The sequence below is a fragment of the Paraburkholderia sp. LEh10 genome (assembly GCF_017814945.1).
GTDB lineage: Bacteria > Pseudomonadota > Gammaproteobacteria > Burkholderiales > Burkholderiaceae > Paraburkholderia.
In genome coordinates this window covers 1-15,084 of record NZ_JAGIPX010000114.1, presented here as the reverse complement: position 1 = coordinate 15,084, position 15,084 = coordinate 1, and the positions used below count along the sequence as shown (strand labels likewise).

The window sequence follows — 15,084 nt, the reverse complement described above, 5'->3', positions numbered from 1 at the left end:
ACAAGGGGCGCCCGTGTCCGATCGCACCCACTTCAATGCGCCTGACACCGGGTTCCCCTTCGCTGGCGGCAACACCAGGTCCCTGATTGTCCTTCATGAACGCGAAACCCGACCGATCAGGTGTGTCGACGAAGTCGATCGTCACACCGTCCAGCAACAGGCGGCTTTCTGCGGGCAGGTAAAGACGCAGGCCATTGATCTCCATCGCCTCGTCGCCTGGCTGCGCCCCGGTTACGGCACTGAATCCGGCATCGTATCCAGAGCAGCCGCCAGAGTTCACAAGCAGACGAAAACCCGCACCAGATGGCAAGCCGGAAAAGCGCACAATACGGCGCATGAACTTTTCGGCAGCGGGTGTCACGGTAAGGTTGGGCAGCATGGTGTCGGTCCTGTCAAAGTGAGCAGTCGTTAGACGCAAGTGGCGCGATGCGCGGGGAAACGGGGCTAGGCCGGAACGATGCATCCGTCCACGGGGCACACCGCCACGCATTGCGGAGTATCGAACTGTCCGTCGCACTCCATGCATTTCTTCGGATCGATTGCAAAGACACCGTTTTTCTCACAGATGGCGACATTGGCGCACTGCGGCTCGCAGGCCGAGCAGCCGGTACACGTTGACGCAATGATCTTCAGGGCCATGCGAGACTCCTTGCAATGATGATCGGTGTAAGCCCGGTGAGACAGGCATGACTATCCTGCCTGTCGCTCAAGCAGCTGCATCTGCGGTCGCAGCCATCAACGCCCCCGGCGGGATTGTGGCCTCGCCACGTTGCGCATGCACGATCACGCCACCGGCTACACGGCTGCAATAGTCGGCGAACCACGCAAGCGCCGCCTTTTCGATAAATTCGCCCGCGTACTGGTCCACCGGCTCGACGCCCGCGCGCGATAGTTCCTTGCGCGGACACGCGCCGATCTTTGCAACCAAGACAGCATGACAATCGCTGATCGCGCGCGTGAGCTGCGGCAGGCCCTCGTCGTCGCCATAGCCGCCTTGGCAATAGAGGTCCACACGGCGGTGGCCGACGAAGAACGCTCCGGCAGCGCCAACCTCGAAAATCTGGAATTCGGAGACATGCCCGAAATGCGCGTTCACCCGGCCGCGCCCCTTCGTCGCGACGGCAATCAAAACCTTCATGTCGCCCTCCACCGCGCTCGCCTGCGCGAAGGCGAGCGCCTCTTGTTTCGCACCACGCTGCATATCGACTTCGGCTTCCAGGCGACGCTGAAATTCGCGGCGACCGTCGAGGTCATAGTCGACTTCCATGTGGTCGATCCTGTCGAGCGTGAACTCCTCGCGGCGATCCTCGCCGAGAAGCCCCACCGCGTCGGCACGACACTGCCGGCAATGGCGCATCAGGTTCGTGCCGCCCATGCACGCCTCCTGCACGGCCTTAAGCTCACGCGCAGTCGGCCCACGCTGTCCGCGCAGGCCGAAATACGTGCCATGCTCTGGCTGGGAGATCAGCGGCATGATGTTGTGCAGAAAGGCACCGCGCCTCTTTACCTCGCGATTTACCTCGATCAGGTGTTCGTCGTTGATGCCTGGAATCAACACCGAGTTGATCTTCGTAAGTACGCCACGCGCAGTCAGCATCTCGAGTCCTCGCATTTGCCGCTCGTGCAAGATGCGCGCGGCCTCTTTTCCCGTGAGTCGTCGGTGGCCCCAGAAAATCCACGGATATATCTTTTCGCCGATGACGGGATCGACCATGTTAATGGTGATGGTTACGTGGTCAATGTTGTGCTCGCAAATCTCGTCGACAAGGTCCGGCAACGCGAGTCCATTCGTCGACAAGCATAGCCTGATGTCCGGAGTCCGCTCGCGAAGCATACGGAAGGTGTCGAAAGTCTTTTTCGCATCAGCCAGCGAATCGCCGGGACCCGCAATGCCAAGCACGGTCAGCTGCGGGATCCGGCCGGCGACGGCCACTACCTTTTTTACCGCCTGCTCCGGCGTCAGCTTCTCCGACACGACGCCAGGCCGGGACTCGTTCGAACAGTCATATTTGCGATTGCAGTAGTTGCACTGAATGTTGCACGCCGGGGCCACCGCCACATGCATCCGCGCATAATGACGATGCGCCTCTTCTGAATAACAGGGGTGATTCTTTATCTTTTCCCACACCTCTGTCGGCAGGTCATCGGGTATGCCTGACGAACCACGGCCAGTCTGACCGTCGCCACCACTGCGTGGACAACAACCGCCGCCCGGGGGAGCGAGCGCTTCGACGGTGGACCCCAGGCGCGTTTTCTGCCCGATGCCGATACAGGCAGTTGAGGGCAGCATGCTGTGGTTCGCGCTATCTTCCATGGATATCTCCTCGCAACCGACGGCGGTCGCGCGCTAAGCCAGAGCGAAATCCGTGCCACTCGAACGCGATTCGCTTCGGGTCTCGTTCAATCTTTGAGTTGGTCGGACACCGGTGATAGGGCCGATCAGGTTTCTCGGGTTTGCGCCGGCATTCAAATTCGACAAACCCGACTAATCTGTCGCTTTTGCGACAGATATCACAAATGCGGTGTTTTGTTCGCAAACATTACTTCGCATACCAAATTATTATAATAACCGATGCGGCGCTCAATCCGCTCGTAGTCGCCTGATGAACGTCAGCACTGTCAGGAAAAGGACATAGGCGACACGAATAGCCGGTTGAAATGCCCCGCAAAGTACTCTGTCACCGGTGATGCTTGTCTGGCACGAGCCTTGCGAACGCATCGGCGACTATTCAATAGGCCGTAGACATGCTCAAACCGATAATCAACGACACGACACTCCGCGACGGGGAGCAGGCCGCCGGTGTCGCGTTTCGCCTCGAGGAAAAATGCGCGATCGCCGCGTCACTTTCGCGCGCTGGTGTGGCCGAACTCGAAATCGGAATTCCGGCCATCGGCGAAGACGAAATCGCGTGCATCGAGGCCATTGTCGACCTTAAGCTCGACGCCAGTCTGATGGTTTGGGGCCGCCTCATCGATGGGGATCTCGCTGCGGCATTGCGCTGCCGTGCTGATATCGTTCATCTCTCGATTCCGGTTTCGGACATTCATTTGCAGTATAAGCTGCGTAAGTCGCGCGGCTGGGTACTAGCGCAGATAGCACGCGTCGTCGAGGAGGCAGCGAAAAATCACTCTAAGATTTCTCTTGGCATGGAGGACGCTTCGCGCGCGGACCCCTCGTTCCTCATAGAAGTCGCTCGCTGCGCGCAGCGATATGGAGCGCAGCGTGTGCGGTTTGCGGATACCGTGGGTGTGCTGGATCCCTTTAAGACCTTCCACGCCATTGCAGCGCTGCGCAGTGCTGTTGATCTTGAGATCGAAATTCATGCACACAACGACCTCGGGCTTGCCACAGCCAACACACTCGCCGCTCTTGGGGCCGGCGCCACGCACGCGAACACCACCGTCAACGGCTTGGGTGAGCGGGCCGGCAATGCGGCGCTGGAAGAAATCGTGATGGGCGTGCGGCACCTGCTGGGACGTGACACAGGCGTCGACACGCGAGCGCTGCTCGACATTTCCTCGTTGGTAGAACGGGCGTCAGGCCGTACCGTTTCGTTCAACAAGAGCATCGTCGGTCGAGGTGTCTTTACTCACGAATCGGGCATACACACCGATGGCATCGCCAAGCATCCCACCACCTACGAGGGATTCGACCCAGCTGAGCTCGGCCGGCAACGGTCGATGATTCTCGGGAAACATTCTGGATCTCAAAGTGTGCGCGACGCCTACGACGCTTTAGGCGTGAGGGTCGCTGAGCGACTCATCCCGCCGCTGCTTGCGCGCATTCGTTCTTTCGCCATGCAGCACAAACAGGCGCCCAGCGCAAGGGATCTGCATCGCATCCTGGCCCAAGCTCGCGGCACGCGAGTGGAGGCGTCATGAGTGTGCTCATCGCGGCCAAACCTGTCCAATAGGAGCAACGACATGCAAAGAGCTATCGAGCAACTGTATCACCTCTCATCGATCGAGGATTTCATGCGATTCTTCGAGATCGCATTTGATGAAAAGGTGGTGAACGTGAGCCGCCTGCACATCCTCAAGCGCTTCTTCCAGTACATCGAGCAACAGGAAGAACTGCCGCGGGACAACGCGACGGGCGTGCTCAACGTCTACCGAAGTCTGCTCCAGAAGGCTTACAACGACTTTGTTGTGTCCACGCCTGCGGAGCAGAAGGTATTCAAAGTTTTCCAGGAAGCGGACGGACGGAGGCTCGTCGCCCTTGACAAGGTGCGCGCGTCGTTGCCCACCCGTGGCGCCGCCTGACCCGGAGTCCCTCAATGCATATTGTCGTCTGCATCAAGCAGGTCCCGGATTCGGCGCAGATCCGGGTTCACCCAGTCAACAACACCATCATGCGCCAAGGCGTGCCGGCAATCGTGAACCCGTACGATCTGTTCTCGCTGGAAGAAGCGTTGCGGATAAAGGATCGCTTCGGCGGCGCAGTCACGATGCTCTGCATGGGACCGCCACAGGCTGAGGAAGCGCTCCGTAAATGCATCAGCTACGGCGCCGACGACGCCGTGCTCGTCACCGATCGTGCGTTCGCTGGCGCCGATACGCTCGCAACATCGTATGCGCTTGCCGCCGCGATCAGGCAAATCGCAACAGAACAGGCGGTGGACATCGTCTTCACTGGCAAACAGACGATCGACGGAGACACCGCTCAGGTCGGCCCCGGCATTGCCAAGCGCCTCGGCGCCCAGTTACTCACCTATGTGTCCAGGATCGTCGAGATCGACGTCGACGCGCGCACGATCGTCGTCGAGCGTCGTGCCGAAGGCGGCGTGCAGGTACTCAAAACTGCATTGCCATGTCTTGTGACGATGCTTGAGAACACTAACGAACTGCGCTTCGCAACACTGCCCGCAATGATTCACGCGGCAGGCTTCCCCGTGCGCAAATGGAACCGCGAACAGGCCGGCATTGAAGACGCGAGCAAGATCGGGCTGAAAGGTTCACCGACCGTGGTCAGCAAAGTGTTCGGCCCGACGCCGCGCGCTGAAACGGCTGAAATGCTCGAACTCGGCGCGTCCAGCCTCCGCGATGTGTCGTTGAAACTGATGCATAAGATATTCACTCGCCATCCGACTCTGGAGGCGGACGTGCTGATGAAGAGGAACTCATGAACTCGCCCGCTGCTTCAAACAAGAAGCCGGCCGTGCCAGCCAAACCGGCCGGAGGCCGTAACCTCGATCTGCCCGAACACCTAAAAGCCTATCAGGGTGTCTGGGTCTTTCTTGAGCACGATCGGGGTCACGTACATAGCGTGTCGTGGGAACTGCTCGGTGAGGCGCGCAAGCTCGCAGACAAACTCGGCAGCGACGTCGCCGTGGCGGCGCTCGGCGGTAAGGACGAGCCACTTGAACAGTTTGCCACCCAGGCGTTCAGTTTCGGCGCGGACAAGGCATACGTGATTCACGATCCGGTATTGCTCGGTTACCGCAACGAGCCGTTCACAAAAGGGCTGACCGATCTGGTCAACAAGTACCGCCCTGAAATCCTACTGCTCGGTGCAACCTCAACGGGCCGAGATCTCGCCGGCTCTGTGGCAACGACGCTCTCGACCGGCCTCACCGCCGACTGCACCGAGTTAAACATTGATCCAGCCTCGCGCGCGCTGGCGGCCACACGGCCGACTTTCGGCGGCTCGCTACTCTGTACGATCATGACGCTCGCATACCGCCCGCAGATGGCGACGGTGCGCCCGCGGGTCATGGCGATGCCGCAGGCGCAAACGGGCCGCGGCGGCGAGATCGTGAGGGAGGCGCTTGGGATCGTTGAGGCCGACATTGTGACCAAACTGCTCGACTTCATCGCCGATGACAAAAGTAATCAGGTCAACCTGCCCTACGCGGACGTCATAGTTAGCGGCGGCAAGGGGCTAAAGAACCCGGAGAATTTCCGGCTCCTGTTCGATCTGGCACGCGTGCTCGGCGGCGAAGTTGGAGCAACCCGTCCGTGCGTGCAGGCGGGCTGGGTGGAGGCCGATCGGCAAGTCGGGCAGACAGGCAAAACCGTGCGGCCGAAACTTTACATCGCTGCGGGCATCTCGGGCGCGATCCAGCACCGCGTCGGCATGGAGAGTTCTGACGTCATCGTCGCGATCAACACCGACCCGAACGCTCCGATTTTCGACTACGCGCACTATGGCATCGTCGCGGACGCACTTCAACTGCTGCCGGCGCTGACGTACGCGTGCAATGACCATCTGGAACTGCAACAGATGCGTAGCAAAAGGAGAGCATGATGAAAAAGACCTCACGATTCGATGCGATCGTCGTTGGTGCCGGACCGTCTGGCAACGCCGCAGCTTACGTGATGGCCAAGGGCGGACTGGAGGTGCTTCAGATCGAGCGCGGCGAATATCCTGGCAGCAAAAATGTTCAAGGCGCGATTCTCTACGCAAACGCGCTGGAACAGATCATTCCGGACTTTCGTGATCACGCTCCGCTCGAACGCCACATCATCGAGCAGCGCATGTGGATGCTCGACGATACTTCCTTCGTGGGCACGCACGTGCGTAGCGACGACTACAACAAGCCACCGTACAACCGCTACACGATCATCCGTGCGCAGTTCGACAAGTGGTTCTCATCGAAGGTGCGCGAGGCCGGCGCATTGCTGATCTGCGAGACCACGGTGAATCACCTGATCATGGATGGAGACCAGGTGGTCGGCGTGCAATGCGATCGGGAGCAGGGCAAGGTCTACGCGGACATTGTGATTCTAGCGGACGGGGTCAACTCAACGCTCGCACGCAAGGCGGACTTTCACGGCGAAATCGAGGCGAGCAACGTCGCGCTGGCTGTGAAAGAAATTCTCTTCATGCCAGAGGAGACCATTCGCCAGCGCTTTAACGTCGGCGATGAAGAAGGCGTCGTGATCGAGATGGTTGGCCGGATCACCGAAGGCATGGCGGGAACGGGGTTCCTTTACACAAACAAAGAGTCGCTGACCATTGGGGTCGGCTGCATGCTGAGTGACTTCAAAAAGAACTCGAACCGCATGAGCCCGTATGTGCTGCTCGAAAAAATGAAGCGTCATCCGTCAATCGTGCCGCTCATCGCAGGGGGCGAGATGAAGGAGTACTGCGCTCACCTGATTCCCGAAGGAGGCTTCGATGCGATACCGCAAGTGTACGGCAATGGCTGGATGATCGTCGGTGACTCAGGCGGCTTCGTCAATGCCGCGCATCGCGAAGGTTGCAATCTCGCCATGACAACAGGACGCCTCGCTGCCGAAACCGCCATCGCCGCAAAAGCGGTTGGCCGTGGCTACCGCGCTAACGCACTAGCCACGTATAAAGACGCGCTCGACGACAGCTTCGTGATGAAAGACTTATACAGATACCGCGACATGCCGAAAATCCTACACCGCAATCCACAGTTCTTTACGACATACCCTGATCTCGTCGCCAAGGCGGCCCGTACCATGATTACCGTGGATGGCGTCGACAAGAAGACCAAAAAGCACGAGGTTATGGCCAGTTTCCGCGAAAGCCGCTCGCTGACTGGGCTCGTCGGCGACGCGTACAAATTCTGGAGGGCCTTCCGATGAAAACGGTCGATGTCAATATCGAGGAAAAGCTGTTTCAGAACCGCTACCGCGTGGACGTAGGCCGGCCGCATGTCCATATCAAAAATGTTGACGTCTGCACCAACGACTGTGCTGACAAAAGCTGCACCTTCGTATGCCCTGCGTCCTGTTATCGGAAGGAGAACAACGGCTCGGTCACGCTGATTACCGACGGCTGCCTGGAATGCGGCAGTTGCCGCATTCTATGTACAGAACACCACAACCTCGAATGGGCGTACCCACGTGGCGGGCATGGCATCCTGTTCAAATTCGGGTAGAGAAACACATCTTAATCAAATCGGCTCCCGAACTTCACGAAAGGCGGGGGAGCACCATCATCGGAGCAAGTTAATGAACCTCATTACCGGTATCGAATCGACCGACCTCTTCGGCGGCAACGTCCCCGCAGCCGTGCTACAGCTGATCGATACGGCTCGCGGCGGCGACGATGAGGATGTGGCCGCCGCGCTATGGACTGCGGTTCTGACGTACCCGCGCTGCCTGCCCCCCTACTATCTCCTGTATAAGTTCCATGCGAACCGTGGTGAACTTGGCGAGGCGCAGGAGGTCGCGACCAAGGCTTTGGCGGTCGCCGCCCGACAAGCGTCGATCGACAGCAACTGGTGTGCGGTACAACCGGGCGATGCGGACTTCACCATTCCCGGTCCTAGCCGCTTCTGGCTATTCACTCTCAAGGCACTGGCGTTCATCAGCGTGCGGCGCGGCAACCGCGCCGTTGCACTGAAGCTGATCGCCAAGCTACGCAAGCTGGACCCTACCGATTGCGTCGGTTTCGATGTCGTGGAAGCTTTGCTGACACAGTCCGGATCGCGATAATTGCCTCTGACTGGTAGTACATCCTCGGCACGGCTACCGAGAAACTCCCTGCGAGTTTCTGGGGCGTTCGAGTGTCAGTGTCAGACCTGACAGTCATCGCGCACCTTCCCCGCAGGCGCATGCTCACTTGGGCAGCCAGAATCTTCATTCCGGTCCGAAGCAATCCACGAAATCCGCGCAGTCGCCGCAGTACGGGGCCTTGCAGATAGACAATGCCTCTCGCTCGCACAGTTGTTTATGGAGGAATTTTTTCCACTTCATGCCGTGGACGTTTTTCTCAGCAAGCCGTGGAAACCAGTAGCCGAGCAGCGCCGACAATTCATGCCGCGAACGAAGGCGCAAGTCCTGCCAGAGGTGTTTGTCCCGCACACAGGCGCAGGCCAGGGCATGGGAAATACAATGGACTTCGCTGGTTGTCCCTGCGCGCGGATCAGCATGCGCCTTGAACAAGGTTATGAGGTCTTTAACCTCGTCGTATCGCGAGCCACGCTGCGGGGTGGTCACAGCCAATGCGCCCTGTGGCAGCGATAATGCACCGTCCGCGCCTGGGAACCACCGTGCAAGTAGCCAGCGGGTCTCGTCGGCATTGAGTCCGCAGATAGGCAGTATGCGCACGCCGGCTTCCTCGAACGCCGCTGAAAGCACTCCAGCGAGTGCAAGGACCGTGCAGTCGTTAGGGTTTATCGCGTGGCGCATCAGCGTCGCGTGGAAATCCATAGTCATACTCTTGCGCTCAAATCTGCGCCGGGACGTGCCTGTAGCACTTTTTCGGACAGATCTTCGCGCACGCCGTGCAGCCGATACACAACTGCGGGTGCGCAATTGTCATGACCTTCTTTTGGTACTCGTCTTCATCATCGTCATCGAGCGGAATGAGCGCGCCGTCCTCGCTTACACCAACGAGTTGAAGGACACCTCGAGAACAGACTCGAAAGCATCGCCCGCAGCCGATGCATTTTCGCTCGTCGAGCGAGGAGACAAATGCCGGAGTCCAGATTTTTCCACCGGGTAGCTTCACGCTGAAGGTATCGTTCATGTCAGCCTCCGGGGCGGTCCACCCGGAACCGCCGCTACGGTCTTGCGCGCGTCCATCAGCGCGGCGTGCGCGTCGTGACAGCGCTGGGCGACCATCAGGATCTGCTCCCAACCGGTCGGCAGTTCCTCCGACAGGTCATGCAGATCCATCTTGGCTTGCATTGCCAACGCATTGAGCTGTTTCAGGCGCGCCTTAAGTTCTTGCGGGTCATTCATCATGTCCTCCCCTGTCACACGACCCACTCCGGGCGTCGCGGGGCCGCCAGCGCGGCAATCGTGTCAGTGATTGAGTTAGCGATCAAATATCTCGTCATCCTCTGCAATATCGTATGATCTGCCAGCATTTTTGGTGAGCGCCTTGCGCAACCACGGTGGCGGCGTGCCCTTCAGGACGTCCCTCAGCTTGATCAGGATGTCCTCGATCGACTCCGGCTGCAAAACTTTGACCGGATGGACTTTGAGCGCAACCACGCGTGCCGCGCCCGAACCGCCGATAGCCGCGACGTACAGGATCGCACAGCCCTGGATCACTTCAAGCTTTTGCGTGAGCTTGTCCTCGTCGCCGTCCTCGACAAGATTGTCACCAAAATAAAAGGCTTCCACGAACGTATGACTGTCGGCCGTTACGTCGTACGTAACGATGTTCTTCGCCGACCCGAAGTGCGCGTCGACATGCACCTTATCCTGCGTGGCAAATGCAATTTTCATGCGATGGGTTCCTAGTAATGTTCATAGTGCTGGCTGCAATCACCAGCACCGTCATTTCATAGCTGGGGCTGCTGCGGCGACGGCGATCGACGATGGCGGCAACGCCCAGTCGGCTGGATGGCGTTGTGCAATCTGTGCGGTCAGCAGATTTGCTATTTCGAAAATAAGGTTCATCGTGCCTCGATAGCCGATCTGGCAACGATGTGCGTTACCGATGCGGTCAAACACGGGAAAGCCTACGCGCATGAGTGGCTTGTCAAGGCGTGCGGCCATCTGCCTGCCGTGCGAATGAGTAATGAGCAGATCGCAACCGGTCGCGGCTCGCTCCATGTCTTCCAGGTCACCCAGCACCACCCTCCTCGCCGGCAGTAGCGCATGCGACGCCGATGTGGTCGTGCTGACGCAGACCGACAGATCCGCGCCCATTTCCTGTAGCAGGGAACCGATTGCGAGCAGCAAATCGGGTTCCGCACCCACGGCCACCTTGATACCGCCGGTGTAAAAATGGCCGTCGAGCATCGCATCGACCAGTTGGCTGCGCTGCCGGCGGTACTTTGCCGGAACGGCCTGCCCCGACAGTTGCGCGAGGCGCTGCAAGAACCGGTCATTGGGTTCGAGCCCGGTGAGCCGCTCGAAAATTTCGAACGGCGTCCCAGCTATCGACTCGAGCGTCTGCGCACCTTCACGGGTTTGCTCGCCAACTCCGATCGTAAAGGCCGAACCACCCGCCATCCGGATCTGATCGAGCGTAGTTCCGCCTAGCGTGGTGCCGCGCCAGACAGGCGAAAGATGGCCGTCGAGCGAACGCGAGATGTCGGGGAGTATGATCGGGTCTAGCCCGAATGCGCTGACGATCTCTCGCAGTTCGTCAATATCGCCCGGCGATAGATGACTACCTGGTAGCAGATTGACCTGTCGGTGTACAGTAGGCAGCGGCTTGACCAGCGTCTTCACGATTGCGGTAAGAGCATGCCTGTAGCCGTCCTCAAAGGCGCCAACATAATCCGGCGTCGAAACGTAGACGAGTTCGGTGTCGTTCAGTTCGGGCTTGCGTCTGCGCACCATCGCGAGATGGCCCACGATGTCTTCCCCGTTCGTCTCGGTGAGCCCCGTCGAGCAGAGCACGATGATTTTTGGCGCCGCGCGCCTACGGATGTTTAGCAGCGCTGTCTCGACGTTTTCATATCCGCCGAGAATAGTGGTAACTTCATTCATCGCCGTTGTCTGCAGCGGAATTGCCTCTCTGAAATGGCGCACCAGCAGCACGAGGCCGAACGACGTGCAGCCTTGCGAGCCGTGCATCACCGGCATGCACGCGTCGAGTCCCATGGCCGCATAGCTCGCACCGAGCGGTTGGCTCGTTTTCAGCGGATTGACCGTGCAGGCTTTCTTTGACTCAACGACTATAGCCATGATGTTCGCTCCACGCTGCGCTCAGGCTGTGACGCCCGGACAAACCCCAGTCGCGCAACCCTGCACGCTTGCACGCGGCAACTCTGGCGTCCTGTCCTCCGCGAACTGCGGCAAACCAGCACTGACGTTCTCAGCCTCGTCATCCCACGGCGCCGGAATACGCACCAGATCCCAGACCGGGTTATGGATCGCGCGGTCGATTTCGCGCACTAGCGCGACGATGCCCTCATACCCGGCGTATGGATGATGGCGTTCCTGGTTGACGTCGAGCCATGGCGTGCGCGCCTTCAGCGCGACATACTGCGAGCGCCCACCAGACAGCATGATGTCGGCCTTCGCGTCGCAGAGCATCGCGTACATCTCGCGTGCCGTCATATTCTCGACCATGCGCGCGTCGTCTCCCATGATCTCTTTGATCCTGTCCTTGTCGCCCTCCGTGCTCTTCTTAACACTCGTGCCGACGATCTCAAGCCCCGCCTCCTGCAATGCCGCCACAACCGACCACGACTTCACACCGCCCGTGATCAGCAACACCCGCTTGCCATCGAGTTGCTCGCGGTACGGAGCAATGCGAGCCCAGGCACGTGCCTCTTCTGCCGCAATCAACCGCTCGGTACGCGCAAGCAGGTCCTCAGGTGCGCCCTGCTGCACCAGCAGATTCGCGACCCGGCGTAGCGCATCGCTCATATCGCCGATTCCGTAGAACGAGCCCTCAAAGTACGGAATGCCGTAGCGATGCCGCATCTTTGTCGCGACGTTGATCATCGACTTCGAGCACACCACCATATTGACCTTCGCGCGGTGCGCACTCGCTATCTCCCTGTACCGGCCGTCGCCGGAAATGCAGGACAATATACGGATACCGAGTGCATCGAAGAGCGGCTTCGTCTGCCACAATTCACCCGACAGGTTATATTCGCCGATGATATTTATGTCCCAAGGCGTCGTATACGCCGGTTCACGAGTGCCAATCACGTAATCGAGAAGCGCCTCGCCCCCAAGTTTGTTTCCCACGTTTTTCGATCCGGCGAAGCCGGGGGCATTCACCGGTATAACGGGCTTCCCGAACTTTTCGGATGCGTGTTTGCAAACCGCTTCTATGTCGTCGCCGATGAGCGCGGTCACGCACGTCTGATATACGAACACGGCGGGCGGATCGTACTTTTCTATGATCTCGCGCACACTACTGAAGAGCCGCCTCTCGCCACCATAAATCACATCGAGTTCATTGAGGTCAGTCGTGAAGCCTGTGCGGTAGAGCGTCGACCCGGAAGATGCCGCATGCCTGTTATCCCAGGAGTTCCCCTCGCATGCGATCGGGCCGTGAACGAGGTGAGCAACGTCAACAACCGGCTGCAGTGCGATCTTCGCGCCGTCGAACGCGCACCCGCCAGCCGCCGTCCCCGGCGAGACTTGTTTCGCGCAGCCCTGCTTGCGCTCCTTCTCGCTCTTGGCTTGGTTCTTCGCGCAACCTGGCTCGTCGAACACTTCGGCAGTGCTCGTCTTGAACAACATCGCGACTCCTGAGAATCTGAGGTCCACGACGAAACGCAAGTTGCATACCATCGATGTAGAGCGCGTGCGACGCCATTGCGGCGCTGTGCAGGGGCAGGAATTGTCGTCATTGACATCATCCCGACAGAGTTGAAAGGATTGCGACAATGCACGACAATGCAGATGTACTCACGGGCCTTGTGTCTATCAGAAGCGACGTACCTCGATCTCGTGCTTGCGCAGCGCGTAGCCAATCTGCCGCGGCGTGATGCAGAGGAGCCGTGCTGCTTTCGCCTGCACCCAGCCACAACGCTCCATTGCCCAGACGAGCCGCTCACGCTCGCCCTCCGGCCTGCCGTCGCCGCCAGGGACATCGAACCGGCCGCCGTTAAGATCGGCGGCGTGGCCACTTGCCAGCGCGTTCGGCGCTTCGCTCGCAACAAGGTTCGACGAGGGACCGGGACGCACAGCATCTTCACGCTCGATGTGATGCAACGCCTTCGTCAGGCACTGGTCGATCTCGCAGAGGAAGGAAAGGCGATCTATGATGTCATGGTGTGTCATCGTCGCAGTGCGCTCAACACAGTTCTCGAGTTCGCGCACGTTGCCGGGCCAGTAACAGTTCGACAGCACGCGCAATGCTTCGTCGCTGAAGCGCAGTAAGCGACCGTTGTCGCGGTTGAAACGATCGAGGAAATACTGTGCCATCGCCGGAATGTCTTCGCGACGCTCGCGAAGCGGCGGCAAAAAAATACTTACCACGTTGATGCGGTAATACAGATCCGCGCGGAACTCCCCGTCCCTCACCATTCGTTCCAGATTGCGATTCGTCGCAACAATCAGCCTTACGTCAACTCTTACCGGCGTCGCGCCACCTACCCGTTCGAACTCCCGCTCTTGCAAAACGCGCAAGAGCTTCGCCTGGAAGGACGAAGAGATATCGCCGATTTCGTCGAGGAAAAGTGTCCCGCCGTGCGCTAGCTCGAAACGCCCCTTGCGTTGAGATTGCGCCCCAGTGAACGCGCCCTTCTCGTGGCCGAACAACTCGCTTTCGAGCAGCGTTTCGGTGAGCGCCGCACAATTCACCGCGATGAATGGCTGCTCCTTGCGCGGGGATAGACGACAGATCGAACGCGCGATCAATTCCTTGCCCGTACCGCTCTCGCCCCGCAACAGCACCGTCGTTCTCGCCGGCGCCACTTGATGGACCTGCGCGAATACCTGCTGCATCGCCGCCGACGCACCGATCGTGTTATCGAGCTGATATGCACGAATGGTTTCCTTACGCGGGCGCCTGACCGGCTCTGCGCCGTCGTGCATGGCCTTCTCGTCACGATGAAGCAGCAGCGCCTGTGCCATCGGCGCCGCTACAATCTTCATAAGCTGAAGGTCATCGCCGAAAGTACGCTTGCCGTCCGGATTCTCGCAAAAAGCCACAAGCACGCCGAGCGGCCGCCCTTCGTGCCGGATCGGAGTCCCGAGCAGAGCGACATGTTCACCCTCGGATCCACCGACGGCTCCGATGTCGTCCGCGAAAAGCGGTTCTTCATTCAGCTCAGGCACAACCACTGCCGCGTCGCTCGAGTGCAACCGTCCTACGATCCCCTCTCCGGACAGGAAGCGCGCGCGGTCGCGCCAGCCCTCTGACAACCCAGTGCTGCACAAACTGCACAGATGTCCGTCCGGTTCCGTGACGGCGATGAACGCCGAGCGCCATCCGAGCGCATATGACAGATAACGCAGCGACTTGTCCAACGTCCGCTCGGCGTCACGGGACGAGACTAGCGTCTTTACTACTTCGTAGACTACATCGAAATCTGGAGGACTCTCGTTGAGATGAAAATGCGGCATGGATTTGAGCTCCGGCGCTAGCACGCCAAGCGCCCCGGAAACACGGCTCGACAAAAATGTCTGATACTGTGCTCTCGTCGGCGATGACAAATTTGGCTCTTTTGAAAATGCAGTGGGTAACGGCCGTCAGCGGGCATGCGAGTTGAATGCGGAGAAGTCGAGTTTGCCCGC

General features: G+C 59.3%; 17 protein-coding genes. 7 read left to right on the top strand and 10 right to left on the bottom strand.

Annotation, left to right across the window (positions count from 1 at the left end):
- From J8I87_RS41550 to nifB, 3 genes are all read right to left on the bottom strand, one after another.
- Positions 1-379 (bottom strand): HesB/IscA family protein (locus J8I87_RS41550; protein ID WP_209938326.1); only part of this gene is annotated, 379 nt, incomplete at its 3' end.
- Between the two features lie 65 nt (positions 380-444).
- Positions 445-639, bottom strand: a complete 195-nt coding sequence (locus tag J8I87_RS41545) for a ferredoxin (protein ID WP_015004763.1) — start codon at positions 637-639, stop codon at positions 445-447.
- A 67-nt stretch (positions 640-706) separates the two neighbouring features.
- Positions 707-2,314 (bottom strand): nitrogenase cofactor biosynthesis protein NifB, encoded by a 1,608-nt coding sequence (nifB, locus tag J8I87_RS41540; protein WP_209938325.1) that lies wholly within the window; start codon positions 2,312-2,314, stop codon positions 707-709.
- A gap of 431 nt (positions 2,315-2,745) precedes the next feature.
- Here nifB and nifV point away from each other — a divergent pair, with 431 nt between their 5' ends.
- From nifV to J8I87_RS41505, 7 genes are all read left to right on the top strand, one after another.
- Complete coding sequence (nifV, locus tag J8I87_RS41535; RefSeq protein ID WP_209938324.1) at positions 2,746-3,882, top strand: homocitrate synthase; 1,137 nt, start codon at positions 2,746-2,748, stop codon at positions 3,880-3,882.
- Between the two features lie 42 nt (positions 3,883-3,924).
- Positions 3,925-4,263, top strand: coding sequence for a nitrogenase stabilizing/protective protein NifW (gene nifW, locus J8I87_RS41530; protein WP_012406768.1), 339 nt, complete (start codon positions 3,925-3,927; stop codon positions 4,261-4,263).
- 14 nt (positions 4,264-4,277) lie between these two features.
- Positions 4,278-5,126: an electron transfer flavoprotein subunit beta/FixA family protein gene (locus tag J8I87_RS41525; RefSeq protein ID WP_209938323.1), complete on the top strand. Its 849-nt coding sequence runs from the start codon at positions 4,278-4,280 to the stop codon at positions 5,124-5,126.
- Positions 5,123-6,247, top strand: a complete 1,125-nt coding sequence (locus J8I87_RS41520; protein WP_209938322.1) for an electron transfer flavoprotein subunit alpha/FixB family protein — start codon at positions 5,123-5,125, stop codon at positions 6,245-6,247. Before J8I87_RS41525 ends, J8I87_RS41520 begins: the two co-directional genes overlap by 4 nt.
- Positions 6,247-7,557: an FAD-dependent monooxygenase gene (locus J8I87_RS41515; RefSeq protein WP_209938327.1), complete on the top strand. Its 1,311-nt coding sequence runs from the start codon at positions 6,247-6,249 to the stop codon at positions 7,555-7,557. Before J8I87_RS41520 ends, J8I87_RS41515 begins: the two co-directional genes overlap by 1 nt.
- Positions 7,554-7,853 carry a ferredoxin family protein gene (locus J8I87_RS41510; protein ID WP_012406764.1) on the top strand — a complete coding sequence of 100 codons (300 nt, stop codon included), beginning with the start codon at positions 7,554-7,556 and terminating at the stop codon, positions 7,851-7,853. The genes J8I87_RS41515 and J8I87_RS41510 overlap by 4 nt, the downstream gene beginning before the upstream one ends.
- A gap of 73 nt (positions 7,854-7,926) precedes the next feature.
- On the top strand, positions 7,927-8,412 hold the full coding sequence (locus J8I87_RS41505) for a hypothetical protein (protein WP_012406763.1): 486 nt from the start codon (positions 7,927-7,929) through the stop codon (positions 8,410-8,412).
- A 144-nt stretch (positions 8,413-8,556) separates the two neighbouring features.
- On the opposite strand, the gene J8I87_RS41500 is transcribed toward J8I87_RS41505, so the two are convergent.
- From J8I87_RS41500 to nifA, 7 genes are all read right to left on the bottom strand, one after another.
- Positions 8,557-9,129, bottom strand: coding sequence for a nitrogen fixation protein NifQ (locus tag J8I87_RS41500; protein WP_209938320.1), 573 nt, complete (start codon positions 9,127-9,129; stop codon positions 8,557-8,559).
- A gap of 16 nt (positions 9,130-9,145) precedes the next feature.
- Positions 9,146-9,448, bottom strand: a complete 303-nt coding sequence (gene fdxB, locus J8I87_RS41495; protein WP_209938319.1) for a ferredoxin III, nif-specific — start codon at positions 9,446-9,448, stop codon at positions 9,146-9,148.
- On the bottom strand, positions 9,445-9,666 hold the full coding sequence (locus tag J8I87_RS41490; RefSeq protein WP_209938318.1) for a CCE_0567 family metalloprotein: 222 nt from the start codon (positions 9,664-9,666) through the stop codon (positions 9,445-9,447). Before J8I87_RS41490 ends, fdxB begins: the two co-directional genes overlap by 4 nt.
- Before the next feature lie 72 nt (positions 9,667-9,738).
- Complete coding sequence (nifX, locus tag J8I87_RS41485; RefSeq protein WP_209938317.1) at positions 9,739-10,155, bottom strand: nitrogen fixation protein NifX; 417 nt, start codon at positions 10,153-10,155, stop codon at positions 9,739-9,741.
- Positions 10,156-10,206: 51 nt separating this feature from the next.
- Positions 10,207-11,568 (bottom strand): nitrogenase iron-molybdenum cofactor biosynthesis protein NifN, encoded by a 1,362-nt coding sequence (nifN, locus tag J8I87_RS41480; RefSeq protein WP_209938315.1) that lies wholly within the window; start codon positions 11,566-11,568, stop codon positions 10,207-10,209.
- A 21-nt stretch (positions 11,569-11,589) separates the two neighbouring features.
- Positions 11,590-13,083, bottom strand: a complete 1,494-nt coding sequence (nifE, locus tag J8I87_RS41475; RefSeq protein ID WP_209938313.1) for a nitrogenase iron-molybdenum cofactor biosynthesis protein NifE — start codon at positions 13,081-13,083, stop codon at positions 11,590-11,592.
- A 186-nt stretch (positions 13,084-13,269) separates the two neighbouring features.
- Positions 13,270-14,913: a nif-specific transcriptional activator NifA gene (gene nifA / locus J8I87_RS41470; protein WP_209938311.1), complete on the bottom strand. Its 1,644-nt coding sequence runs from the start codon at positions 14,911-14,913 to the stop codon at positions 13,270-13,272.
- Between the last annotated feature and the right edge of the window lie 171 nt (positions 14,914-15,084).

Excerpts from the sequence above, each read along its gene's own strand:
- J8I87_RS41515 (WP_209938327.1), top strand. The coding sequence starts at position 6,247 with ATGAAAAAGACCTCACGATTCGATGCGATCGTCGTTGGTGCCGGACCG.
- J8I87_RS41520 (WP_209938322.1), top strand. The coding sequence starts at position 5,123 with ATGAACTCGCCCGCTGCTTCAAACAAGAAGCCGGCCGTGCCAGCCAAA.
- J8I87_RS41525 (WP_209938323.1), top strand. The coding sequence starts at position 4,278 with ATGCATATTGTCGTCTGCATCAAGCAGGTCCCGGATTCGGCGCAGATC.
- J8I87_RS41510 (WP_012406764.1), top strand. The coding sequence starts at position 7,554 with ATGAAAACGGTCGATGTCAATATCGAGGAAAAGCTGTTTCAGAACCGC.
- J8I87_RS41505 (WP_012406763.1), top strand. The coding sequence starts at position 7,927 with ATGAACCTCATTACCGGTATCGAATCGACCGACCTCTTCGGCGGCAAC.
- nifX (WP_209938317.1), bottom strand. The coding sequence starts at position 10,155 with ATGAAAATTGCATTTGCCACGCAGGATAAGGTGCATGTCGACGCGCAC.
- J8I87_RS41500 (WP_209938320.1), bottom strand. The coding sequence starts at position 9,129 with ATGGATTTCCACGCGACGCTGATGCGCCACGCGATAAACCCTAACGAC.
- nifW (WP_012406768.1), top strand. The coding sequence starts at position 3,925 with ATGCAAAGAGCTATCGAGCAACTGTATCACCTCTCATCGATCGAGGAT.
- nifE (WP_209938313.1), bottom strand. The coding sequence starts at position 13,083 with ATGTTGTTCAAGACGAGCACTGCCGAAGTGTTCGACGAGCCAGGTTGC.
- nifB (WP_209938325.1), bottom strand. The coding sequence starts at position 2,314 with ATGGAAGATAGCGCGAACCACAGCATGCTGCCCTCAACTGCCTGTATC.
- J8I87_RS41545 (WP_015004763.1), bottom strand. The coding sequence starts at position 639 with ATGGCCCTGAAGATCATTGCGTCAACGTGTACCGGCTGCTCGGCCTGC.
- nifN (WP_209938315.1), bottom strand. The coding sequence starts at position 11,568 with ATGGCTATAGTCGTTGAGTCAAAGAAAGCCTGCACGGTCAATCCGCTG.
- fdxB (WP_209938319.1), bottom strand. The coding sequence starts at position 9,448 with ATGAACGATACCTTCAGCGTGAAGCTACCCGGTGGAAAAATCTGGACT.
- nifA (WP_209938311.1), bottom strand. The coding sequence starts at position 14,913 with ATGCCGCATTTTCATCTCAACGAGAGTCCTCCAGATTTCGATGTAGTC.
- nifV (WP_209938324.1), top strand. The coding sequence starts at position 2,746 with ATGCTCAAACCGATAATCAACGACACGACACTCCGCGACGGGGAGCAG.
- J8I87_RS41490 (WP_209938318.1), bottom strand. The coding sequence starts at position 9,666 with ATGATGAATGACCCGCAAGAACTTAAGGCGCGCCTGAAACAGCTCAAT.